This is a genomic window from Amycolatopsis camponoti, from assembly GCF_902497555.1.
Classification (GTDB): Bacteria; Actinomycetota; Actinomycetes; order Mycobacteriales; family Pseudonocardiaceae; genus Amycolatopsis; species Amycolatopsis camponoti.
Window position 1 is genome coordinate 2,500,216 of record NZ_CABVGP010000002.1, and the last position, 23,014, is coordinate 2,523,229.

The 23,014-nt window shown below is 66.9% G+C and carries 24 protein-coding genes; 15 read left to right on the forward strand and 9 right to left on the reverse strand.

What is annotated here, in order from left to right; genetic code table 11:
- Positions 1 to 35: 35 nt before the first annotated feature.
- A complete protein-coding gene (locus AA23TX_RS32095) occupies positions 36 to 1,052 on the reverse strand; it encodes a zinc-dependent alcohol dehydrogenase family protein (RefSeq protein ID WP_155546489.1) in 1,017 nt (338 codons plus the stop codon).
- Positions 1,053 to 1,194: 142 nt separating this feature from the next.
- Here AA23TX_RS32095 and AA23TX_RS32100 point away from each other — a divergent pair, with 142 nt between their 5' ends.
- On the forward strand, positions 1,195 to 2,061 hold the full coding sequence (locus AA23TX_RS32100; protein ID WP_155546490.1) for a helix-turn-helix transcriptional regulator: 867 nt from the start codon (positions 1,195 to 1,197) through the stop codon (positions 2,059 to 2,061).
- Here AA23TX_RS32100 and AA23TX_RS32105 read toward each other — a convergent pair.
- On the reverse strand, positions 1,974 to 2,927 hold the full coding sequence (locus AA23TX_RS32105) for a helix-turn-helix domain-containing protein (RefSeq protein WP_155546491.1): 954 nt from the start codon (positions 2,925 to 2,927) through the stop codon (positions 1,974 to 1,976). The two genes, AA23TX_RS32100 and AA23TX_RS32105, sit on opposite strands and share 88 nt — an antisense overlap.
- A 154-nt stretch (positions 2,928 to 3,081) precedes the next feature.
- Between AA23TX_RS32105 and AA23TX_RS32110 the strand changes: the two genes are divergently transcribed.
- The 4 genes from AA23TX_RS32110 (at position 3,082) to AA23TX_RS32125 (ending at position 5,423) form a co-directional block, all read left to right on the forward strand.
- Positions 3,082 to 3,849 (forward strand): SDR family NAD(P)-dependent oxidoreductase, encoded by a 768-nt coding sequence (locus tag AA23TX_RS32110; protein ID WP_155546492.1) that lies wholly within the window; start codon positions 3,082 to 3,084, stop codon positions 3,847 to 3,849.
- A gap of 115 nt (positions 3,850 to 3,964) precedes the next feature.
- Positions 3,965 to 4,885, forward strand: coding sequence for a nuclear transport factor 2 family protein (locus tag AA23TX_RS32115; protein ID WP_155546493.1), 921 nt, complete (start codon positions 3,965 to 3,967; stop codon positions 4,883 to 4,885).
- Positions 4,886 to 4,928: 43 nt separating this feature from the next.
- Positions 4,929 to 5,114 carry a hypothetical protein gene (locus AA23TX_RS32120; RefSeq protein ID WP_155546494.1) on the forward strand — a complete coding sequence of 62 codons (186 nt, stop codon included), beginning with the start codon at positions 4,929 to 4,931 and terminating at the stop codon, positions 5,112 to 5,114.
- A gap of 63 nt (positions 5,115 to 5,177) precedes the next feature.
- Positions 5,178 to 5,423 (forward strand): hypothetical protein, encoded by a 246-nt coding sequence (locus tag AA23TX_RS32125; protein WP_155546495.1) that lies wholly within the window; start codon positions 5,178 to 5,180, stop codon positions 5,421 to 5,423.
- A gap of 66 nt (positions 5,424 to 5,489) precedes the next feature.
- Here AA23TX_RS32125 and AA23TX_RS32130 read toward each other — a convergent pair whose 3' ends face one another.
- Entirely contained in the window at positions 5,490 to 6,263 is a 774-nt protein-coding gene (locus tag AA23TX_RS32130; protein ID WP_155546496.1) for a glucose 1-dehydrogenase, read from the reverse strand.
- 33 nt (positions 6,264 to 6,296) lie between these two features.
- Positions 6,297 to 7,736 carry a sugar porter family MFS transporter gene (locus AA23TX_RS32135; protein ID WP_155546497.1) on the reverse strand — a complete coding sequence of 480 codons (1,440 nt, stop codon included), beginning with the start codon at positions 7,734 to 7,736 and terminating at the stop codon, positions 6,297 to 6,299.
- A gap of 427 nt (positions 7,737 to 8,163) precedes the next feature.
- Here AA23TX_RS32135 and AA23TX_RS32140 point away from each other — a divergent pair, with 427 nt between their 5' ends.
- Both AA23TX_RS32140 and AA23TX_RS32145 read left to right on the forward strand, forming a co-directional pair.
- The gene (locus AA23TX_RS32140; protein WP_155546498.1) at positions 8,164 to 8,829 is read left to right on the forward strand and encodes an SDR family NAD(P)-dependent oxidoreductase; all 666 of its coding nucleotides are present in this window, start codon (positions 8,164 to 8,166) and stop codon (positions 8,827 to 8,829) included.
- A complete protein-coding gene (locus tag AA23TX_RS32145; RefSeq protein ID WP_155546499.1) occupies positions 8,826 to 9,362 on the forward strand; it encodes a cyclophilin-like fold protein in 537 nt (178 codons plus the stop codon). The genes AA23TX_RS32140 and AA23TX_RS32145 overlap by 4 nt, the downstream gene beginning before the upstream one ends.
- Before the next feature lie 52 nt (positions 9,363 to 9,414).
- Here AA23TX_RS32145 and AA23TX_RS32150 read toward each other — a convergent pair whose 3' ends face one another.
- Genes AA23TX_RS32150 through AA23TX_RS50360 form a run of 3 tightly spaced genes read right to left on the reverse strand, consistent with a single transcriptional unit; the run spans position 9,415 to position 11,884 of the window.
- Positions 9,415 to 10,503 carry a tartrate dehydrogenase gene (locus tag AA23TX_RS32150; RefSeq protein WP_155546500.1) on the reverse strand — a complete coding sequence of 363 codons (1,089 nt, stop codon included), beginning with the start codon at positions 10,501 to 10,503 and terminating at the stop codon, positions 9,415 to 9,417.
- Positions 10,500 to 11,159 carry an MFS transporter gene (locus tag AA23TX_RS50355; RefSeq protein WP_230862804.1) on the reverse strand — a complete coding sequence of 220 codons (660 nt, stop codon included), beginning with the start codon at positions 11,157 to 11,159 and terminating at the stop codon, positions 10,500 to 10,502. Before AA23TX_RS50355 ends, AA23TX_RS32150 begins: the two co-directional genes overlap by 4 nt.
- Entirely contained in the window at positions 11,111 to 11,884 is a 774-nt protein-coding gene (locus tag AA23TX_RS50360) for an MFS transporter (protein WP_230862805.1), read from the reverse strand. Before AA23TX_RS50360 ends, AA23TX_RS50355 begins: the two co-directional genes overlap by 49 nt.
- A 304-nt stretch (positions 11,885 to 12,188) precedes the next feature.
- Between AA23TX_RS50360 and AA23TX_RS32160 the strand changes: the two genes are divergently transcribed.
- The 8 genes from AA23TX_RS32160 (at position 12,189) to AA23TX_RS32195 (ending at position 20,860) form a co-directional block, all read left to right on the forward strand.
- Complete coding sequence (locus AA23TX_RS32160; protein ID WP_196425615.1) at positions 12,189 to 13,217, forward strand: zinc-dependent alcohol dehydrogenase family protein; 1,029 nt, start codon at positions 12,189 to 12,191, stop codon at positions 13,215 to 13,217.
- Between the two features lie 25 nt (positions 13,218 to 13,242).
- Positions 13,243 to 14,742, forward strand: coding sequence for an aldehyde dehydrogenase family protein (locus AA23TX_RS32165; protein ID WP_155546501.1), 1,500 nt, complete (start codon positions 13,243 to 13,245; stop codon positions 14,740 to 14,742).
- 64 nt (positions 14,743 to 14,806) lie between these two features.
- On the forward strand, positions 14,807 to 15,691 hold the full coding sequence (locus AA23TX_RS32170; RefSeq protein WP_230862806.1) for an ABC transporter permease: 885 nt from the start codon (positions 14,807 to 14,809) through the stop codon (positions 15,689 to 15,691).
- Between the two features lie 59 nt (positions 15,692 to 15,750).
- Positions 15,751 to 16,767: an ABC transporter substrate-binding protein gene (locus AA23TX_RS32175; RefSeq protein WP_155546502.1), complete on the forward strand. Its 1,017-nt coding sequence runs from the start codon at positions 15,751 to 15,753 to the stop codon at positions 16,765 to 16,767.
- A 32-nt stretch (positions 16,768 to 16,799) separates the two neighbouring features.
- On the forward strand, positions 16,800 to 17,633 hold the full coding sequence (locus AA23TX_RS32180; RefSeq protein WP_230862807.1) for an ABC transporter ATP-binding protein: 834 nt from the start codon (positions 16,800 to 16,802) through the stop codon (positions 17,631 to 17,633).
- 47 nt (positions 17,634 to 17,680) lie between these two features.
- On the forward strand, positions 17,681 to 19,162 hold the full coding sequence (locus AA23TX_RS32185; protein WP_155547450.1) for an aldehyde dehydrogenase: 1,482 nt from the start codon (positions 17,681 to 17,683) through the stop codon (positions 19,160 to 19,162).
- Between the two features lie 69 nt (positions 19,163 to 19,231).
- Positions 19,232 to 19,990: an SDR family NAD(P)-dependent oxidoreductase gene (locus tag AA23TX_RS32190; RefSeq protein ID WP_155546503.1), complete on the forward strand. Its 759-nt coding sequence runs from the start codon at positions 19,232 to 19,234 to the stop codon at positions 19,988 to 19,990.
- 84 nt (positions 19,991 to 20,074) lie between these two features.
- A complete protein-coding gene (locus tag AA23TX_RS32195) occupies positions 20,075 to 20,860 on the forward strand; it encodes an IclR family transcriptional regulator (protein WP_155546504.1) in 786 nt (261 codons plus the stop codon).
- Positions 20,861 to 20,893: 33 nt separating this feature from the next.
- Here AA23TX_RS32195 and AA23TX_RS32200 read toward each other — a convergent pair whose 3' ends face one another.
- On the reverse strand, positions 20,894 to 21,748 hold the full coding sequence (locus AA23TX_RS32200; RefSeq protein WP_155546505.1) for a class II fructose-bisphosphate aldolase: 855 nt from the start codon (positions 21,746 to 21,748) through the stop codon (positions 20,894 to 20,896).
- Positions 21,745 to 23,001, reverse strand: a complete 1,257-nt coding sequence (locus AA23TX_RS32205) for a four-carbon acid sugar kinase family protein (protein ID WP_155546506.1) — start codon at positions 22,999 to 23,001, stop codon at positions 21,745 to 21,747. The genes AA23TX_RS32200 and AA23TX_RS32205 overlap by 4 nt, the downstream gene beginning before the upstream one ends.
- Positions 23,002 to 23,014 lie beyond the last annotated feature (13 nt).

The window sequence follows — 23,014 nt, forward strand, 5'->3', positions numbered from 1 at the left end:
CGCTGCGGCCGGGACCGGTCGTCCTCCGTCTTCGGTCAGGGGGTCAGCAGGGCCTTGATGGCGCGCCGCTCGTCCATGGCCCGGTAGCCTTCGGCGACCTGGTCCAGGGGCAGGGTGAGGTCGAAGACCGGGCCGGGGTCGATGTGCCCAGCGAGGACCCGGTCGATCAGGTCGGGCAGGAAGCGGCGCACGGGCGCCGGGCCGCCGCGCAGGCCGACGTGGGAGAAGAACAGCTCTTCGCCGGCGATCTGCACGTCGTGCGGGACGCCGACGAACCCCACGTTGCCGCCGGGCCGGGCCGCGTGCAGCGCCTGCCGCATGGACTCGGCCGTGCCGACGCATTCCAGGACGGCGTCGGCGCCGATGCCGTCGGTGAGGTCCTTGATCCGGGCGACGCCGTCGTCGCCGCGTTCGGTGACGATGTCGGTGGCACCGAACTGCGTGGCGAGCTTCTGGCGGGATTCGTGGCGGCTCATGGCGATGATCCGCTCGGCGCCGAGCTCCTTGGCCGCGATGACGCCGCACAGCCCGACCGCGCCGTCGCCGACCACGACGGCGGTGGCGCCGGGCTTCACCTCGGCGGCGACGGCGGCGTACCAGCCGGTGCCCATGACGTCGGACACGGCCAGCAGGCTCGGCAGGAACGCGTCGTCCGGGTGCTCGGGGGTGGCCACGAGGGTGCCCTGGGCGTTCGGGATGCGGACGAGGTCGGCCTGGCACGTGCTCATGAACTCGCGGTGCAGGCAGGAGGACTGCCAGCCGTTGCGGCAGTTCGCGCAGGTGTTGTCCGAGGTGGCGAACGAGCCGACCACGAACTGGCCGGGCTTGACCGCGGTCACCTGGCTGCCGACCTCTTCGACGACGCCGACGTACTCGTGGCCCATCGGGTGCGGGTCACCGATCGGCTCGACGCCGCGGTAGGGCCACAGGTCCGAGCCGCACACGCAGGTGACGGCGGTGCGGATGATCGCGTCGGTCGGCTGCTCGATCTTCGGGTCGTCGAGCTGTTCGAACCGGACGTCGCCGGGAGCGTGGATGACAGCTCCGCGCATGGATGACTCCTCGAGTGGCGGTGATGGGCCGAAGGCCCCTGCCCTCTCAGACAAGCGCCTTTTCGCGCGGGCAGCGAGTCACTGACGTGGGGTGTACCGGCAGTACATCCCATCGTGTCGTGGTGGCGCGTACGTTCGCTCCGTGGACAATCGTGACGAAGTCCGGGAATTCCTCGTCTCCCGGCGGGCCAAGATCACCCCGGAACAGGCCGGGCTGCCGGGTGGCACCCGGCGCCGCGTGCCCGGGTTGCGCCGCAGCGAGGTCGCCGCGCTGGCCGATGTCAGCGTGGAGTACTACGCCAAGCTCGAACGCGGAAACCTCGGCGGTGCCTCGCCCGCGGTCCTCGAAGCCGTCGCCCGTGCGCTTCTCCTCGACGAGGCCGAACGCGCTCACTTGCTGCACCTGGCCCAGGCCGCCGAGGGCGCCGACGTGCTCGCCCGGCCCCGGCGGCGACCCGGCAGGCAGTGGATGCCGCACCGGAGTCTGCAGTGGACACTCGACGCGATCACCGCCGGGGCCGCTTTCGTCAACAACGGCCGGCTGGACGTGCTGGCCGAGAACCAGCTCGCCCGTGCGTTCTACCGCGACATGTACGCCGGGGGCTCAACGCCGAATGTGGCCCGCTTCCAGTTCCTCGCCGCCGCCGCCCGCCGGTTCTACGCAGACTGGGACCTGGCCGCGGACATGACCGTGGACGTCCTGCGCACCGAGGCCGGCCGCAACCCGCACGACAAGGGCCTGCACGACCTGGTCGGGGAACTGTCCACGCGCAGTGACGAGTTCCGCGGCCGGTGGGGCGCGCACAACGTCCGGCGCCACGGCGCCGGCGAAAAACACTTTCGTCACCCGATCGTGGGAGATCTCACGCTGACGTGGGAGACGATGGCGATGGCGGCTGAACCTGGGCTCACACTGGTGGTCTACACCGCGGAACCCGGTTCACCGTCCGCGGAAGCGCTGGCGCTCCTCGCGTCCTGGGAAGCTTCCCCACGCGGCGCCGAGGGCTGAGCCGATCGCTCGGCTTCTCGCGTAGCCGTCCACGAGCTGAGCAGGCGCAACGCTTCGTCCGACGGCGAGCCCGGCTCGGCGGTGTAGATCGTGAGAGTGAGGCCGGGTTCCGCGGCCAGTTCGAGACCTTCGTAGGCCAGGGTGAGGTTGCCGACGACCGGGTGGTGGAAGGTCTTCGAGCCGGTGCCGTGGTGACGGACGTTGTGCGCGCCCCAGCGCGTGCGGAACTCGTCGCTGCGGGTCGACAGCTCGCCCACCAGGTCGTGCAGGCCCTTGTCGTGTGGATTGCGGCCGGCCTCGGTGTGCAGGATCGCGACGCAGACGTCGGCGAAGAACCCCCAGTCCGGGTAGAACCGGTGCGAGGCCGGGTCGAGGAACTGGAACCGGGCGAAGTTCGGTGGCTGCTGCGGGCTCGCGTAGATCTCGGAGTAGAAGGCTCGCGCCAGGCCGTTCGCGGCCAGCAGATCCATCCGTCCATTGCGGACGAACGCGGGTCCTCCGGTGACCGCGTCGAGGACCCACTGCAGACTGCGGTGCGGAGTCCGTTGCGCGCTCTTCGGCCGCCGCCGCAGGATCGCGGTCGTGCCGTCCGCCGCGTGGGCAAGGGCCAGCAGGTGGGCCCGTTCCGCGTCGTCGAGCCGGAGCGCCCGGGCCACCGCGTCCAGCACGGAAGCCGAGACGCCGGCGAGGTTTCCGCGCTCCAGCTTGGCGTAGTACTCGACGCTCACATCGGCCAGCGCGGCGACCTCGCTGCGGCGCAGTCCCGGCACCCGGCGTTTGCTCCCGGTGGGGAGCCCGGCCTGCGCCGGGGTGATCTTGGCCCGCCGCGAGACGAGGAACTCGCGTATTTCCTGACGATTGTCCACCCCGCCACCCTAAGTCCGGCAGCCCGCGCGAAGGGTCCTCTGTCGGTACACCTTTCGAGAGAACCTTTCGGCTCGTCTCCGTCACTGATTGCGTCGTAGGCACTGCCGAAGCGAGGCACCATCGAACCGCCCCTTGAACTCGAGGAAGACGAACATGAACCCTGTTTACGATTTCACCGGCCAGGTCGCCTTCGTCACCGGCGCCGCCTCAGGCATGGGCTTGGCCACCGCCCGTGCCTTCGCCGAGTCCGGCGCGGCGGTCACGGTCACCGACGTCGATGCGGCCGCGCTCGACACGGTGGCGAAGGAGCTGACCGCCGCGGGGCACCGGGTCTTGGCGCTCAGGTGCGACGTCGCTGACGAACAGCAGGTCGCCGCCGCGGTCGATCGGACCGTCGAGACTTTCGGACGGCTCGACCTGGCCTACAACAACGCCGGTATCCAGATCCCGCCGAGCGACGCCGCCGACGAGCCCGCCGAGCGGTTCGACCGCGTCAACGCGGTCAATCTGCGTGGCATCTGGGCCTGTATGAAGCACGAGCTGCGGCACATGCGGGCGCAGGGCAGCGGAGCCATCGTCAACTGCTCCTCGCTGGGTGGCCTCGTCGGCATCCCGGGCCGGGCGTCCTACCACGCGTCCAAGCACGGGGTGATCGGCCTGACCGGGAGTGCCGCCCTGGAGTACGCCCCGCGCGGTATCCGGATCAACGCGATCTGCCCCGGCACCATCGACACCCTCATGGTCAGCGACATGATCGCCAAGGGTGAACTCGACCGCGCCGAGGCCGAGGCCAATCAGCCCATCGGCCGGCTCGGCACCGCGGAGGAGATCGCGCAAGCCGTCCTTTGGCTGTGCAGCCCCGGCGCTGGTTTCGTCGTCGGCGTGGCTCTGCCGGTCGACGGCGGCTACGTGGCCCGCTGACGTCAGAGCACGAACCGCGGCAACGACATTGACAAAGTCTCATAATACAGGATATTTTGAACATGCTTGTCAGTGAAATATACGGATTTCCCTCTACGTCGAAGGGCTGGTCGCCATGCGTGCTGCTGCTGACAAGGTCGGACTGCTGACCCGGTATTACGCGGCCATGGCGACCAACGATTCCCAGGATTTCGGGTCATACTACGCGGAAAACATGACCCTGAAATTCGGGAACAGCCCGGAGATCGACGGGCGAGACAACATCGTCGCGGCTTTCAAGGGCATGCTCGACCGAGTCGTATCGCTGGAACACGACCTCGTGAACGCCTGGGAAGAAGAGGGCGGGGTCGTCTTCTTCGAGTCCGTTGGACGGTGGACGCTCCGCGGCGGCGCGGTGATCGAGATCAACGCGGCTTCCAAGATCACCATCGTCGACGAGCAGTTCGTCGACCAGCGCATCTATGTGGACAACGCGCCGGTATTCGAAGCGCTTGAGCGTGAATCAAGCATGGCCGGAGAACATCGCGAATTTCAATCGCGCCTGATCGTCACCGGACTGGATGCCGACGGCAAGTCCGCTTTCGTGAGCGATGGGCCGACGACCGATCGTCTCGTCGCTGACGGTTATACCCGCAACCACCTGTGGCAGGCGACGGAAGTGCCGACCCCGGTCATGGCGGCGAACGGCCCCGGTGGCGCCTCGGTCATCCCGCCGCCGCCGGCCGGCTACAACTACGTGATCACGGCCTTCGCTCCGGACAGCGAATGGGACTACGAGGGCGGCTACGCGCGAATCCTGGCCGAGTCGGGTGCCGGTGACGCCGTTGATCCGACGGATGCCCCGGGTATGCACACGACGGACACGATCGACATCGTCACCGTGATATCCGGCGAAGCGTGCGTTCTGCTCGACACCGGCGAGACGACGATGAGGCAGGGCGACACGATCGTTCAGCGCGGCACCAAGCACGCCTGGCGGAATCGTGCGCACGAACCCTGCGTGGTCTCGGCTGTTCACGTCAGCGTGCTTCGCTGACGCGCCACTTGTCGACTTCAGTTCGGCGGATCAAGGAAGGCGTATGGAGCACGAGACCCGCGATCTGCCGCCCACGGCGCGCCGCGTAATCGTCGGGGACGACGAGGCTGCGTCGTCCACGGTCGTCGCCGACGAACGGAACCTTCCCCGCACCCGGCTTCCCAACGGGATCCTGCTACAGGAACTGTGGCAGCAACGAGATATCCCGGCCAAGCGCGAAGACCTGTAGGAGTCCGAGTGGACACTGGGGCCGGCCGCGCCGACCGAGGGCGCGGTCGTCCGCATTCTCACGGTGCCGGCGGCAACCGGCTCCGCAGTCCTGGAGCCGGACCTGCACACGGACCCGTCCCTGCATGTCATCGCGATGCTCACCGATGAACTGGACGTCATTCTGGAGCGTGGCGAGGTCACCCTGAGCGTCGGGGACTCGATCGTGCTGCGAGACAGCAAGCATGATCTTCGGAACACGCAATCGAGGCCGGCGTCGTTCGTCTACACCTCTTTTCCGCTCACACGTAGCGAACGTGGCGGCCGCTGACAATGAGAGCCGGGCCGCGGGCCTGGTGCCGGCCGAAAGGGCGGCGCCAGGCCCACGGCGCCGTCGTCAGTTCCAGATTCCGACGGTCTGGCCGCCGTCGACGACCATCGCGTGCCCGGTCGCGAACCCGCCGAGGTCGGAACACAGCCACAGCACCGCAGACGCGATCTCCTCGGGCCTGCCCATCCTCCCGACGGGCTCCTGACTGATCACCCGGGCCCGTCCTTCCGGGGTGCCGCCGGAAAACCTGCCCATCATCGGCGTTTCGATGATGCCCGGACAGATCGCATTGACCCTGATCCCCTGCGCGGCATAATCCAAGGCCGCGGACTTCGTGAGGCCGATGAGGCCGTGCTTGGCGGCGACGTACGCGGCCTGCCCCCGGATCCCGGTCACGCCGGCACCGGACGAAGTGTTGACGATGGACCCGCCGCCGTGCTCGAGCATGGCCGGGATCTCGTACTTCATCGACAAGAACGCGCTACGCAGGTCGATGTCGATCAGGCGTGACCAGTCCTCCTCGGTGATGTCGACGAGAGGTGCCGGCGGTTGTTCGATACCGGCATTGTTGAACGCGACATCGAGGCGACCGAAATGGTTGACCGTTTCTACGACAGCGGCCTGGATGTCACTGGCCGAGGTCACGTCGCACTTGACGGTGAGTACCTGGCCGCCGAACTCGGCGACGAGCCGAGAGGTCTCTTCGTTGGCGGCGGTGTCGATGTCGGCCAAGGTCACGCTGGCGCCTTCGGTGGCGAATGCGGTCGCGGTGGCCCGCCCGATGCCGCTGCCGGCGCCGGTCACGATCGCGACCTTTCCGGCAAACCTGCGTTCAGTCATGGTCAAGTTTCACTTTCGTTGGTGGGTGGTGTCTCAGGAGTGGTGAAGAAGCTTGCCGCCCTGGCTGTCGCGCATCTCGATCTCGAGCTCTTCCAGGGTGCGCCCCTTCGTTTCCGGAATGTACCGAAACGCGAACAGAGCGGCCAGCACGTTGAGCGCCATGAAGCCGGCGAACACCGGAACCGAGCCGAAACGCTGAGCGAGAATCGGGAAGAGGAAGGAGATGAGAGAATTCGCGCACCACAGGCCGCAGAGCGAGGCGCCCATGGCGAATCCGCGGATCGGCAACGGGAACAGTTCCGAGAGCACCAGGAACCCGGTGGTTCCCAGGAAGGTCACCATGAATGTCGTCACCAGCAGCATGAACAGCAGGATCAGGTACGAACGCAGGTTCGAGTCGGGGAGCAGATAGGTGATGAGGAGTCCGAGGTGTGAAGCGGCGACACCAGTGAAACCGAGCAACATCATCTTGCGGCGTCCTGTGACGCCGAGAACCCACATGCCCACCACGGTGAAGACGATCATGACGATTCCGACGGTGACCGAGGCGAGCAATGACGCCGATCGGGTGAGGCCGGAGTTCTCCAGGACGGTCGGCGCGTAGTACATGACCACGTTGATGCCGGTGGTCTGCTGCGCGATGGCCAGGACGATCCCGATCAGGATCAAGCGCTTCATCCAGGGTGCATTGCGCAGGGTGGCGAAGACGGAGATCTTGCCCTCGATCGCGTCGGCTTCGACGATGGCGGTGATCTGCTGGTATTCGCCCTCGACCCGGTCGGCGAGGTGCGCCCGCTCCAGCGTGCGCCGCACGTCCGGCCACATCTGCTTGCTTGCGTACCAACGGGGGGTGTCCGGCAGGGAGAGCATGCCGAAGAGAAGCACTACAGCGGGAATGACTGCGACCCCGATCATGTAGCGCCATACGTCGTGACCGCTGACCATGTTGGCGAGTATCGCGTTGAAGACGAAAGCCAGGAACAGTCCGGTGGTCAGCATGAGCTGGTTCATCGTGACGATACGACCGCGCTGCGAAGCCGGCGCCATCTCGGCGAGGTACAGCGGAACGACAACGGAGGCGACGCCGACGGCGTAACCGAGCGCGATCCGAGCCACAACCAGGATCAAGACGTTGGGTGCCAGGGCGCACGCGATCGTGCTGATGACGAAGATGACGCCGGCTATCACCAGCGACTTCTTCCTTCCCGCCCGGTCTGCGATGGGCCCGCCCAGAAGTGCGCCGGACGTCGCGCCCGGGAACAGCAGTGAGGTGACGACCAGGCCCTCGGTGACGGCCGTCAAATGGAAGTCTTCGCGCAGGTATACCAGCGCTCCTGCGATCACCCCGGTGTCCAGGCCGAAGAGGAGACCGCCGAGGCTGGCGATCACGGTCAGCCGGAGGATGAACGTTCTGGGGTCTTCGCGACCGGCTGTCGTGGTCGAGACTCGTGTGGGCTGGGAGTGGTCGGACACGAGATCTCCTCAGAGGTCAGCCGGGCCGAAGATGGAAACTTCGCACCGGTGGGATCGACGTTGATCGGTCATGCGTGCTGCTGCCTTCGAGTAGGTGTCCGGGACCTGGGGACACGACGATGTGTTACGAGGTAGCCGTTCCGTCTCGACGCGGGTGGAGCGTCGCGATCAAGATCAGCCGCCGGCCTGGCCGGGGCAGAGGTGGCTCGACAGGGCTGATGCGCCGACTGTGACGGCGGGCACAGCTCCCGACTGCCGATCGACAATATCCTATGATATGAGACTTCGTCAACTTCCGAACTGACCGGAGGGGCGAGGACGACATCCCGCTGAGGGGTGTACTCAGAGAGCCTCCTTGTCTTTCGCCCGGCTGCCTACACTCGGTTGTCTGTCAGGAGATTCGTTGATCCGAACAGGAAGGACCACCATGACCACCATCGCCGTTGTCGGAGCCGGCGCCGGACTCGGCCAGGCCACGGCGCGCCGGTTCGGACACGAGGGGTTCTCAGTGGCGCTCGTCTCCCGCGCTCAGGAGAACGTCGACCGGCTCGCCGGCGAGCTGACCCGGGAAGGGATCACCGCCCGCGGCTACGCGGCGGATGTCCGGGACCGGGCCACGCTCGCGGACGTGCTCGGCCGGGCGGCAGCGGATCTCGGCCCCGTCGAGGTTCTGCAGTACAGTCCGGTGCCACGGCAGGAGTTCCTGCGTTCGGTGCTCGACACCACAGTGGACGAACTTGCCGCGGCAACGGAGTTCTCGATCCTCGGCGTGGCGACCGCGGTGGCACAGGTTCTGCCCGGCATGCGCGAACGGGGACGGGGCACGGTTCTGCTCGTGAACGGTTCCAGTGCTGTGACACCGAACGGCAAGGTCGCGGGCACCTCCACCGCGTTCGCCGGGGAATCGGCTTACGGCGCGATGTTGCACGACGCGCTGGCACCGGAGGGCGTTCACGTTGCCCAGCTCGTCATTCCCGGCGCGATCGGCGGCGGCGATCCGCTGTATGCGCCGGATGCCCTGGCTGACCGGCTCTGGACGATCCACCGCGGGCGCGGCGTCTACCGCACCACCGTCGGCGAGGTGATCGTGTGACCGCATCCGCCGCCCCATCGACCATGATTGTGCCGCGACGTCTCGGCGCCTTCGCCTTCGCAGTGCTGGCCGGTCTCCTCCTGGCCGCATGCGGTGCGAGCGAACCACAACCTGGGGCGCGTGAGCAGCCGGGAACACCCGCGAAGACGAGCGGTTCGGGAGCTGCGGCGCGGGAGGGAACCGCGGTCCGGATCAGAATCGGCGAGCAGACCGTCCCCGTCACAGTGTTCGACACCCCGACCGGCCGGGCGTTGCTCGACCGGCTCCCGCTCACCCTCTCGTTTTCCGACCACAACGGGGCAGAGAAGACCAGTCCCTTGCCCCAGCCGCTGCCGATGGACGGGATGCCGGAAGGCGACGATCCCCAGCCGGCCGACCTCGGCTACTACGCGCCCTGGAACAATCTCGTTCTCTACTACGCGGACGTGCCCTACTGGAACGGCATCGCCCGCATCGGTCACATCGACGGAGACATGTCGGCCATCGCTTCCCACGCCGGCGATTTCACCGCCACAGTGGAAAAGGCCGCGTGACCGCCATCGCTGCGTGGATCACCCACCGGGTGCCCTGAGACCCCGCAGCACTTCAGGACGAGAGCTGGTCGATGATCGAGGCCACCACGTCACCCGTTTTCGCCTTGCCGCCGACGTCGGGAGTGAGCACGCCGGCCGCCGTGGTGGCCTCGATCGCGGCCCGCACCCGGCCGGCTTCTGCCGAAAGCCCGAAATGATCGAGCATCAGCGCGGCACTGCCGATGGCGCCGATCGGATTGGCCAGTCCCCGTCCGGCAATGTCCGGCGCCGAGCCGTGAACCGGTTCGAACATCGACGGGAAACGCCGTTCGGGGTTGAGGTTCGCACTCGCGGCGAGGCCGAGGCTGCCGGCGAGCGCGGAACCGAGGTCGGAGAGGATGTCGGCGTGGAGGTTGGACGCGACGACCACCGAGAGGTCCTCGGGCCGGAGGACGAACTTCGCCGACATCGCGTCCACGAGCACACTCTCGGTCTCGACATCGGGATAGTCCCGCGCGACGCGGGATAACGTCTCGTCCCACAGAACCATGCCGTACTGCTGAGCGTTGCTCTTCGTCACCGAGGACACCTTCTTTCGTTCGCGTCCACGAGCGAGCTCAAAGGCGAAGCGGGCGATGCGTTCACACCCCTTCTCGGTGAACAGTGCAGTCTGCAACGCGACTTCGTTGCCCGGACCGCGGCCGGACAGGTTACGGCCGCCGAGGCCCGCGTACTCGCCTTCGCTGTTCTCCCGGACGACCACCCAGTCCAACGGCGTGTCATCGGCCTTGCGCAGCGGTGAGGTGATGCCGGGGTGAAAGTGGACGGGCCGGACGTTGGCCCACTGGTCGAAGTTCTGGCAAATCCGCAACCGCAGCCCCCACAAGCTGATGTGGTCGGGCACCGACGGCCAGCCGACAGCGCCGAAGTAGATGGCGTCGAAGCCCTTGAGCGCGTCCAGGCCGTCGTCGTCCATCATGCGGCCGGTCCGCTCGTAGTACCCGCAGCCCCACGGGAATTCGGTCCAGTCGAAGGCGAACGCACCTCCGGAGGCCGCGGCGAGCGCGTCCAGGACAGCGCGTCCCGCAGTGACGACTTCGGTGCCGACGCCGTCCGCCGGGACCGCGGCGATGGTGAAGGTATGAGCGGCGGGTCCGGTCACTTGGTGCTCCCTGATCGTGCCGACTTTGCCGTATGGGTGGCGCCGTCATCGTCGGGGGCGATCTGCTCCAACGCCTCGCGAGAGGTATCCACGCCGGCGAAGCTGTTGAGCAGCGTCACGGCGACGTACATGCCCGAGACGGCCAGGATCACGGCGACGACACCAGCGCTGTTGAACAGCCACAGGACGACGAAGGGAGAGAAGATCAAGCCGATGCGGCCGACGGTCTGGGCGAAGCCACCGCCGCGGAAGCGGAAGGCGGTCGGGAAGTACTCCGGGGTCGTGCCCAGGCCCAGGGTGAGGAACGACGCGACGGTGGCGACCAGGACGAAACCGACGGCGATGACCAGCGCAGGCGCTTTCATGAACGGGTAGATACCGGCGAAGATCGCGGTAAGCGTTCCGAACATCACGATGCTGGTGCGCCGGCCGATGCGGTCGACGATCACCATGCACAGCAGGGGACCCGCGACGTAACCGGACATGATGGCGGCGTTGAACCCCAGGGACTTCGATACGGTCAGCCCCTGCTTGACGAAGAACGTGGGCATCCAGCCGGTGACGACGTACGAGCCGAACAGGCACGTGACAGTCAGGATGAGTGCCATCAACGTCCGGCGGATGACCGGCCGCGAGAACAGCACCGTGATGGGCACCCACTCGGCCTTCTCGTCCGTGGCCGGGCCAGGTCGGCCCGCCGGGACGAGACGCCGGACTCTTCCTCGATCTTCCGGATGACGGCCGCGGCTTCGTCGTACCGTCCGCGCGATTCCAGCCAACGCGGGGACTCGGGCATGGTGCGGCGCAGCCACCAGGCGACCAGCGAGCCGACGCCGCCGATGACGAACATCCCGCGCCAGGAGAACGCGGGGATGACCATCCAGCCGAGGATCGAGGACAGCGAGACTCCGAGACCGCCGAAGATCCCGAGCAGGCCCAGATAGCGGCCGCGGCGTCGGCGCGGGATGAACTCGGCGATCATGCCGTAGCAGATGACGTACTCGGCCCCCAGCCCGATGCTCATCACGCCGCGCAGGGCGATGAGTACCGGCATCGACGGCGCCAATGCCGCGCACAGGGCGAGGATCCCGAAGAGTGCCAAGCTGAATTGGAAAGCGAAGCCGCGTCCCATCCGGTCACTGAGCCAGCCGGCGAAGGCCGCGCCGATCGCGAGGCCCGCGAACGTGACCGACAGGAAGAGCGAGTTCAGCTCGAGCGTCGAGAATCCGGTGGGCAGCATCGACGCCAGCACCGCGGCGGAGAGCGTGTTGTCAAACGAGTCGAAGAACATGCCGAGGCCGACCAGCAGCGCCAAGCGCCGGTGGAACCGGCCGATCGGGACGTTGTCGAGCCGCTGGCCCGCGTTCACGTGCGTGTTCATCGGCCGCCCCCTCCCGGGACCGCACTCTTGATCCGAGTACGGCCGACCAGGCCGGGATTGCGCCTCGCGCACGGGATCGATCGACGTTGTCCGGTCATGCGGCTTACTACCTTCGGCTTGGTGTTCGGTGTGCAACGGCGCGAACACGACGGTGTGCCGGGGAACAGCTCTTCCGGCGGTCCACCAGCGACGATGCCAACTCGTCCTCACGTGAGTCTTGACAATATCCTGTATTATGAGACATCGGCAACAGCCGAGACGTGCCGGCGCCGCCGCTGTCGGCCTCGATCGAGGAGCGTTGACGTTGAAAGCTGTTCTCTTCCTGGGCGAAGGCAAGCTCGAGCTCCGCGAGCTTCCCGACCCGGTGCCCGGCCCGGATGAAGTGGTCATCCGGATGCGGGCCTCCGGGATGTGCGGGAGCGATCTCAACCATCTGCACGGCCCCGTGCGCTCCGGTGCCGAGCTGGTGGTCGAGGGGCACGAGCCGTGCGGAGTCGTGGAGCTCGTCGGGACGGCGGTGCGACCCGGCGAAGCCAAGGCCGGCGACCGGGTCATGGTCCACCACTACGACGGGTGCCGCACCTGTCGATATTGCCGTTCCGGCTGGACCCAGTACTGCCCGAACGCGCGCACGGTCTACGGCGGGCTGGACGGCGACGGCGGGCACGCGGACTTCATGAAGGTTCCCGCGCACACGCTCATCCGCTTGCCCGACTCGCTTTCGTTCAAGACCGGCGCGGCCATTTCGTGTGGCACCGGTACAGCGTTCGGCGCGATCAAGCGAGTCGAACTGTCGGCCGGCGAGACCGTGGCGATCTTCGGGCAAGGCCCCGTGGGCCTGAGCTGCACCATGCTGGCCAAGGCGTTCGGTGCCCGGGTCATCGCCGTCGACATCGAGCCCTCGCGGCTGAAGATGGCTGAAAAGTTCGGCGCCGACCACGTCGTCGACTCGCGAGAGCAGGACCCGGTGACCGCGATTCGCGAGCTGACTCGCGACGGCGAGGGCGCGGACAAGTCCATCGAATGCAGCGCCAACGCCACCGTGCGCAGGCAGGCGGTCCACGCGCTGCGGCGCTGGGGAACCGCGTGCATGGTCGGTGTCCTCGGCAAGATCGAGCTGGACAGCGAGGAGCTCATCCAGCTGCGGAAGACGGTCGTGGGGTCGCTGACTTTCAGCAAGAACCTGCAGGAAGAGTGCGCACTGTTCGTGGCCGAGCGAGGCCTGGACGTGGAGTCGCTGTTCACCGACGAGTTCCGGTTGGACGAGGCGGAACGAGCCTACCAACTGTTCGACCGACGCCAGATCGGCAAAGGCGTCTTCGTCTTCGACTGACCGACCGCCACGTGAAAGGCAGGCAATGACCACATTCGAACAGAACTCCGCCCTTTCCGAGCGGGCTCAGAGCTTCCTGTCCCGCGACGTGCACCATCACGTCATCGACGGTCAGCGGGTGCCGGCCGCTTCCGGGCGGACCCTGACCACCGTCAATCCGTCGACCGGCGAGGCACTGGCCCAGCTCGCCGCCGGCGACGAGGCTGACGTCCATCGCGCGGTCGAGGCTGCTCGCCGGGCGTTCAAGGGCCACTGGAGCACCTGGACCCCATACCAGCGCCAGGCGTTGCTCGTGCGCATCGCCCACCTCCTCGACGAGCGATTCGAGGAGTTGATCCAGATCGAGGCCATGGACATGGGTGCTCCGGTCTCGAGGCTGCGCACCACCAAGCCCGCTCTGCTGAAGATGTTGTCGTTCTTCGGTTCTCAAGCCGCCAACATCGCCGGCGAGACGCTGATGAACGGTATCCCCGGCACCGTCGCCACGATGACGTTGAAGGCCCCGGTCGGGGTCATCGGCGGCATCATTCCCTGGAACGGGCCGCTCAACGGTCAGTTCTGGATCATCGGCGCCGTCCTCGCCAGCGGGTGTACTGCCGTGCTGAAGCCGTCCGAAGAGGCCTCTCTGTCGGTGCTGCGGGTGGCTGAGATCCTCCAGGAAGCCGGGGTGCCGGACGGCGTCCTCAATGTCGTCACCGGCTTGGGCAAGGAGGCCGGCCATGCGCTGGCCGCCCACCCCGACGTCGACCGCATCGCGTTCACCGGGTCGACGCAGACCGGCCGCAGCATCATCCAGGCGTCCGCGGTGAACATCAAGAAGCTGCAGCTGGAGCTGGGCGGCAAGTCGGCGGACATCGTGTGCGCGGACGCGGATCTGGACAAGGCGGTACCCGGAGCCGCGATGGGGGTGTTCGCCAACTCCGGCCAGATCTGTTTCGCCGGCACCCGGGTACTGGTTCAGCGGTCCGTTGTCGACGAGTTCACCGAACGGCTGCTGGCCTTCACGGACACATTGCGGGTCGGGCGCAGCCTGGACGACGCCAGCACGCTGGGACCGGTGATCTCCCGGCCCCAGTTGGACAAGGTCCTGTCCTACATCGATATCGGCCGAGCCGACGGGGCCGAACTGCTCTGCGGCGGCCAACGGGTTGAGGGGGAACTCGGCAAGGGTTACTTCGTGCAGCCGAGTGTCTTCGGTGGCGTGACGAACGAGATGCGAATCGGACGGGAAGAGATCTTCGGGCCGGTGCTGTCGATCCTCCCGTTCGACGACGTGGACGAGGCCATCGCCATTGCCAATGACAGCGAGTACGGGCTCGGCGGAGCGGTGTGGTCGCAGAATCTGTCCACCGCTCTTCGGGTGGTCCACGGCGTGCACACCGGAACGATGTGGGTGAACTGCTACGGCTACATCGATCCGATGGTCGGGTTCGGCGGAACGAAGCTGAGCGGGTACGGCGCCAAGGGGAGTTCGGCGCACATGGACACCTACCTGTACACGAAGAGTGTCTACCTGCAGCTGTGACCCGAGCGTCGCCGGCATCCGCCGACGAGGTACCGGCAACTCACCTATCAATGGAGATCGTTCAATGGCGAACACCAGCCCACCGGTCGATACGACCAGGCCCGGCGCGACGACCACATCGATGACGAACGACAGTCCACCGGCGAAGTCGCGGCGCGGCCGGGGTGGGAGGCAGAAGCTCGCGTCCGTCGGTTGGGCCGCGGCGCCTCCTGCGACTTTTGTGGTCATCATCCTGCTATGGGCCGCCGCCGTGGAAATATTCACGATCCCTTCTTATCTGCTGCCCAGCCCCATGGCGGTTCTCAGCCGGATGTTCGACGAGCGGAGCAACCTGCTCGCGCAAGCCGTGCCGACCCTGGAGGCGCTCGGAATCGGCCTGCTTCTCTGCCTCGTGATCAGCATTCCGGCCGGCCTGCTGATCGCCCTTTCGAAGGTGGCCAAGCAGACGATCTATCCCATCGTGATGCTGATGCAGCTCGTGCCGAAGATCGCTATCGCGCCCCTTCTGCTCGTCTGGTTGGGTTTCAGCATCCAGACCAAGGTCGGCTTGGTCGTCCTCATCGCGTTCTTCCCGCTGCTCATGTCGAGTATCGCCGGGTTTGTCAGCTTGGACGACCGGCTCCTGTACCTGACGCGCTCAATGGGGGCGTCGAAGATGCAGACGTTCTGGCGCCTCAGGTTGCCTGCCGCTCTGCCGATCATCTTCTCCGGTATCAAGACGTGCGCGACGATCGCGATCACGGGCGCGCTTGTCGCGGAATTTCTCGCCTCCAACGAGGGGCTCGGTTACGCGCTCCTCCGGGCCGGATCGCAACTGGACACCACGTACATCTTTGCCATTCTTGTCGTTCTCACCTTGATCGGTATCGTCATCAATTATCTGATCGAGGCCGTTGAATGGTGGCTGACTCCGTGGCAGCGTCACCAGGGGCAGCAGGGTAAGAAATAACCGGTCTTCACTCGGTCTTACGTATTCTCCAGTGGCACTCAAATGATGAGAGATGAACGATGAAGATCAAGACTACGCTGACTTCGGTGGCCGGTATCGCTTCTCTGGTGCTCCTCGGTGCCTGTGGGACCGGTTCGTCTCAGGCGGGAAGTGGTGGACCGGGAGAGTCGTTCCAGCTGCATTGGTCGTGGTCGCCTTCCACGGCCGGCTTTGCGGTCGCACAGGACAAGCACCTCTATCAGAATGCCGGGCTGGAGCTGTCCATTACGCCCGGAAAGGGTTCCGGCACCGCGGTGCAACTGGTCGCCACCGGCAAGGCGGACATGGGCATCGCGGATTCCGTGGCGATCATCCAAGCGGTTCAGAAGGGTGCGCCGTTGCTCGTGGTCGCGACCATCAACCAGGAAACCAACACGGCCATGCAGGTCCTCGATTCTTCCGGGATCAGGTCCGTTGCCGACCTCAGGGGCAAGTCGGTCGCTGTCCCGCCGGGTGGTGCCTACTCCTTCCTGTTCCCCATTTTCCTGCAGTCGCAGGGGCTCACCGAGAAGGACGTGAAGATCGTCAACATGCCGTTCGAGTCGATGGTGCCGTCGCTCATCGGGGGCCGGGTGGACGCTATTGTCGGTGGTCAGGATTCGCATGTTGCCCTCGCGGCTCAAGGCGCGAAATTCACCGACTTCCTGTTCGGTGAGCACGGTGTTTCCGGTGCGGCGCACTCGATCTTCACGACGAAAGACTACGCTGCCAAGAACGGACCCGCTGTGAAGAAAGCCGTCGCGGCCAGCCTGCAGGGGTGGAGTGAGGCGCGAGCAAATCCGCAGGAGGCGCTCGCCGACATCAAGAAGCTGGCGCCGGACACGGTCGAAAACAATGCGCGGGAGGAGCTGAAGGTCCTTCTGCCGCTCCTGTGTGCGGGCGGGGCGAAGTACATCGGGCTGGCGGACCCGGCGCGGTGGCAGCAGACCATGTCCCTTCTCGAGCGCGCGAAGCTCGTGACGGGTGCGCCCGACCCGGCGACGTTCGTCTCGTACGACTATCTCCCGCCGCAGAGCGCGCTGACCCCTTGTAGCTAGATTGTTACGGTCGCCGTCGGAAGGGCAAAATCATGCGAGATTCAGTGGCCGGCACGACAACCGGAATGTCCATTTCGATTCAGGGTGTCACGAAGATCTACGGACGTGACTCCGCTCATGAGTTCGAGGCGCTCAAGCCCATCTCGATGGATATCAAGGCAGGCGAGTTCGTCTCGATCGTCGGTCCCTCGGGATGTGGCAAGAGTACGTTGATGCTGATGGTGGCGGGCCTGCTTCCGATGTCTTCGGGCGTGATCGAAATCGGCGGGCGAGTGGTGACGAAGGCCTTCACCGACGTCGGTATCGCGTTTCAAGACCATTTGCTGCTGGACTTCCGCACCGCATTGGACAACGTCCTGCTCCAAGCGGAGATCCGGCACATCGACAAAGATGCGCTGCGGTCCAGGGCGGTCGACTTGTTCCGGCAGCTCCGCCTGGAGCAGGCGATGGGTAAGTACCCGCGACAGATGTCGGGGGGAATGCGGCAACGCGTTTCGCTCATCCGGACGATCGTCCACGAGCCACCGGTCTTGATGTTGGACGAGCCGTTCGGGGCGCTCGACGCCCTCACACGCCTCCAGGTGCGATCCGACCTGGAGTCGCTTTGGCTGCGGAACAAGTCCACCGTTCTGTTCATCACCCACAGCGTCGAGGAAGCGGTCGGGCTGTCCGATCGGATCTTCGTCATGAGCCCGAGTCCGGGCGAGATCATCGAGGAGATCACGGTGGACCTGCCGAGGCCCCGGCCCATCTCCCTCACCGGTTCGGCCGAGTTCGGCAAGTACGCCGGTCACATCTATGCACTCTTCGAGAAGATGGGCGTTCTCCACGGTATGGCGCCCGCAGCTGCTGGCAGTGGTGCTTGAACCGCGACCGGCCGGGCGTCGTCGACCATGAACACCAGGGAGAGTCAGTGCAGCAGTACCCGATGTACGTCGACGGACAATGGGCCGACTCCGCTACCGGAGAGTGGTTGGACAGCACGGATCCGTACAGCGGCGAGGTGTGGGCCCGGATTCCCGCCGGCACCGCTCAGGACGCGGGCCGGGCCGTGGACGCGGCTCAGGCCGCCATGACCACGGGCCCGTGGGCGACTTTCACCGCTTCTCAGCGAGGCGGCTGTCTCCGCGCTGTCGCGGACCTCATCATCGCCAATGCCGACCGCCTCGCCGACAGTGAGGTCCGTGACAACGGCAAGCTCCTGACCGAGGTCCAAGGGCAGATCGCGGCGGTGGCCCAGTGCTGGCACTACTACGCGGGGCTCGCGGACAAAGTCCAGGGTGCCACCATCCCGACCGAAAAGGCCAACGCGTTCGCTTTCACCACTCGCGAACCGGTCGGAGTCGTCGCCGCCCTGACCGCATGGAACTCCCCGCTGTGGTTCGCCACCGTGAAGGCCGCCCCCGCCCTGGCCGCCGGGTGCTCCGTCGTGGTCAAACCGTCCGAGTTCGCCTCCGCGAGCACCCTCGAACTTGCTCGCCTCGTGGACGAGGCGGGTCTGCCTGCCGGTGTGTTCAACGTCGTCACCGGACTGGGTGCAACAGCCGGTACGGCACTGGTCGAGCACTCCGACGTCGCCAAGATCGCGTTCACCGGGTCCGACGTCACCGGCGCCGCCATCTACCGCAGCGCCGCCACCACCATGAAGCGGGTGTCTCTCGAACTCGGCGGGAAGTCGCCCACCATCGTCTTCGACGACGCCGACCTCGACCTCGCCGCGGTGGGGGTGATGTCGGGCATCTTCGGCGCGGCCGGCCAGATGTGCGCCGCCGGTTCACGACTGCTCGTCCACACCGCGGTCAAGGACGAACTGCTGGCGAAGCTGCTTGAGCTGGCCGCCGATCTCCGCATGGGCGATCCGCGCGACCCGGCCACGAACGTCGGCCCGATTTCGACGCCGCCGCAGTTCGAAAAGGTGCTCGCCTACCTCGATGTCGCCCGTGCGGACGGTGCCCGGTGTGTCTTGGGCGGTGCCCGCGCCACCGGCCCGGGCCTGGGTGCCGGTCAGTTCGTCGAACCCACCATCTTCACCGACGTCCGCAACGACATGCGTATCGCGCGTGAAGAGGTGTTCGGCCCCATCCTGTCCGTCATCGAATTCAAGGACGAGCAAGAGGCGGTAACCCTGGCGAACGACAACCCCTACGGCCTCGTCGCCGGCGTGTGGACAACCGACATCGGTCGCTCGCTGCGCATGTCGAAGGCGCTGCGCGTCGGCACGGTCTGGGTCAACACCTACCGCACGTACAGCTACATGGTCCCGTTCGGCGGCACGAAGCAGTCCGGGCTCGGGCGCGAACACGGCATCGAAGCCATCGACGAGTACCTCGAGACCCGCAGTGTTGTCATCTCCACCGACGACGCGCCCCCCGCCAACCCGTTCGTGATGCGGTGACCGGGTGAGCCGCCCCGGCCGGGACAGCTCGTCAACCCGCCTGCTCGTTTCTCCGCAAAGGAAATCTTCGTGACAACGGCACCCACAACCGCGTCTTCGACCAGCACGACGCCGGGCCGGCTCGCCGGCCGGCGGATCGTCATCACCGGCGCCGCCGCCGGCATCGGCAAAGCGGTCGCCCACCTCTTCGCCGAGCACGGTGCCGCACTCACCTTGCTGGACCGCGACGAGAACGGGCTTTCCGGCACGGCCGCGGACGTCCGGGCGAGCGCACACGCCGTCGACATCACTTCCGAAGCGGAAGTCAGCGGTGCGATCCGGACGGCAGCCGCCACGATGGGCGGCATAGACGGATTGGTGAACTGCGCGGGCATCATGTTCCGCGGCCGGGCCGGCGACGTGTCCGCCGACGAGTGGCGGCACGTGCTCGACGTCAACCTCACCGGCACGTACATCGTGATTCGCGCCGCCCTTCCTTGGCTGGAGCAGCAGGACGGTTCCAGTGTCGTCAACATGGCTTCCGGCCAAGGCCTGCTGCCGAACGCTCCGGGGTACTCGGCCTACGCCGCGTCGAAGGGCGGCATTATCACCCTCACTCGCGCCCTGGCCGCCGAGCTGGCCCCCCGCGTCCGTGTCAACAGTGTGTCGCCGGGGATGGTCGACACGGCCATGGCGGACGGGTACCGGGACAACGTCGACTCCTACGCGTTGCGGCGGCTGGGGAAACCGGAGGAGATCGCGCGGGCCGTGTTGTTCCTGACCAGCACAGAGTCCTCCTACGTGACCGGGGCCGCACTGGCCGCCGACGGCGGCCGCACCTTCCACTGACGCAGGAGTAGCCTGCTGGTCAGTACCGGATGCTGCCGGGTCCGAAATTGACAATATCCCATATTGCGAGATATTCTTAATTACGTGACCGTGACTCCGACGACTTCGACGGACAGTGCCAGCAGCTTGGCCAAGATGCTCCACGTCCTGCAGTTGTTCAGCGAAACAGAGCCGGTGTGGTCGACCGCCGCCATCATCGAGGCTCTGGACACCTCGCGGTCGACGGGGTACCGGTACCTCAAGACCCTGCACGAGGCGGGGCTGCTCAGCGCGGTGCGCAACGGCTATTACAGCCTCGGCCCGCGCATCATCGAGATGGACCTGCAGATGCGCTTGACCGACCCGCTGCTCCTGGCCAGTGAAGGCGTGCTCGAAGAACTGGTGGACAAGATCGGCCACTCGGCGCTGCTGTGCACCGCCTTCCGCGACTCGGTCCTGTGCGTCGGCGAGTGCCGCGCGCCGCAGAGCCCCGCCAACCGATTCAGGCGCGGGCAGCGGCGCCCTTTGTTCCAAGGGGCGATCTCGAAAATCATCCTCGCCTACTTGCCCCATCACCGCCTGAAAGCCATCTATCCGCGGCAGCGCAAAGAAATCGAAGACGCCGGGCTGGGCAGCACGTGGAGCGAATTCCGGGCCACCCTGGGCAAGATGAAGAAGGACGGCTACTCCTTGACCGTGGGCGAGTTCAACCCGGGGGTCTACGGCGTCGCGGCGCCCATCCTCACCGATCAGAAGACGTCGGTGGGCAGTGTGGGCGTCGCCTGGGACGAGAAGGAGCGCCGCGACGTCGACGTCGAGCATGCGGTGCTGGCCGTCAAGCAGGCGGCGACCACCATCTCGGAGCGGCTGCTGGACCGGCAGCGCGACTGAAGACCGACACGCCCACATCGGGCCCTGTAGTCACTACGCGGTCCTAGCGCCGGCGAGCCGGCGGAGGATCGAGGTGGTGAGGTCACGGGTGGCGGTCCCGCGCACCTGGGCGAGCGTGGCGACGTCGTCGCCGTCTTTCCTGACCTGGGGGAGCCGCGTCTCGATCGCGTCGAGGACAACGCCCCGCAGTTCGGTGTTGACGTTGACCTTGCCGACGCCGGACGCTCCGGCCGCCGCAAGATCTTCCCTCGGCAACCCGGAGGCGCCGTGCAGGACCAGCGGTACGGCTGAGGCAACCCGAATGCGCGCGAGTCTGTCCCGGTCGATGAGGGGACGGCCCCGGTAGCGCCCGTGTACGTTGCCCACGGCGACGGCGAGCAAGTCGCAGCCCGACTGATCGACGAATCCCGCGACATCCGCGGGGTCCGTCATGCCCGCGGTATCGGGATCGAGGTCGAGCGCCCGGTCCTCGTGCCCGAGGATGCTGCCGAGCTCCGCTTCGAGCGTGAGGTCGGGGCCCGCGAGCCGGCGGATGCTGCGGACGAAGGCAGCATTGTCCTCGTGCGAAAGCTTCGAGCCGTCAGCGAGGACGGCGTCGACGCCCGCTTCGAGAGCCACCGCGATGATCGCTGCATCCGAAGCGTGGTCAAGCTGGACCGAAACGGGGACGGCGGCGGAGTCCGCGATCGCCCGCATGGCGCGGATGGTGCGGAGGCCCTCCACGGCCGCCGGAAGTGAGGGTGGGACCAGCAGGACGACGGGGGACCCTTCGGCCTCGGCGGCTTCGACGACCGAGACCGCCGTCGACGCGCCGTAGCAGGTGATCGCCGCGACGGCGGCGTTGTCGGTCAGCCGCTCGCGCGCTGTTTCGCGAAGCGATGCCCTCATGCGGCCGTCACCCGGATGCCGAGCGCGTCGAGGACCCGGGTGAGTGTGTCGGGCCCGCCGACGTTCCCGGGGACGACGACGTAGAGCACCTCGCGCCCGTCGTGCGCCGTCATGCGCCACGCCGAGACGCCCAGGAGGACCTGCCCGAGCACGAGGGCCGACGTCGCGCCGATTCCGGTCCGGGCGACCTCGGCGGAGGTGATGCCACCCTTGGCGACGACGACCCTGACTTCCGGTAGGAGAGAGCGCACGGCGGTCGTGAGCGCTCCCATGACTCGCTCGCCGTGGGAGAGCGTGTTGTGCTCGGTCGACCGTGCGCGCTCGGTGGTCAGGATCGTGACCGGTTTCCCCGCGAAGGACCGCCTGGCCTCTTCGGCCGCTTCGAGGCCGGCCGCCGACGGGGCGTCGAGCGCCGTCGCCGTGTTGATGACGGCGGGAGCGCCCCATGCGTTGGTGATCGGCTCGAGCTGGTCGCTCGCCCCGGAAGTGTGCGAGCCGCAGACGAGCAGTACGTGCCCGGGCCGGTCCACGAGCGGGGTCGGCAGGAGCCCGGTGCTCGTGACCGCGGCCAGCTCGGCGGCGAGCGGCGCTGCCGAGCGGACGACGATGCGCCGTCCCTTCGCAGTGACCGCGTCCACCGCGGCGGCGATCGCCGAGATGTCGGTCGCATCGACGGCGTCGGGGAGGACCACGGAGCCGCCGGGCGCTTCGGCTAGCACGCGGACCAGCTCGCCCGAGTGGACGTCTTCGAGTGGCACCGGAACGGCGGTGAGCCCGGACTTCTCGGCGACGTAGTCGACGAGGACGCCGGTGGAGAACCCGAACACCGGGTCGTCGGCGTATTCGCTCTCGTGCGCGGGAACGTCGTTCTGGCCGATCCGCACGTAGTGGACCCCGCCACGCGTCGTACGCCCGCCGTCGGGGAAGGCCGGGACGAAGAGCAGCACGGCGTCGTCGTCCAGGAAGACCTCGGACTCGGCGAAGACGTGACCCCGGAGCGTGGAGTCGCCGCGGAGGACGAAGCGCACGTCGTCGCCGAGCTGCTCGGCTGCGGCCTCGCCGTCGGCTTTGATCCGGCGCACCAGGGCGACGGCCTCATCCGAAGGAAGCGCGCGGCTGTTCGTCTGCACGTAGACCGAATCGGCGTCCGTGAGCGCCTCGGCGAGCAGCTCGGCGGTGCTGTCGAACAGGACGGTGACGCCGGTCGCGGACTGGGTTCCGGTGGGGTCATCGTCGAGGACGATGGTCTTCATGAGGCTTCCCTTG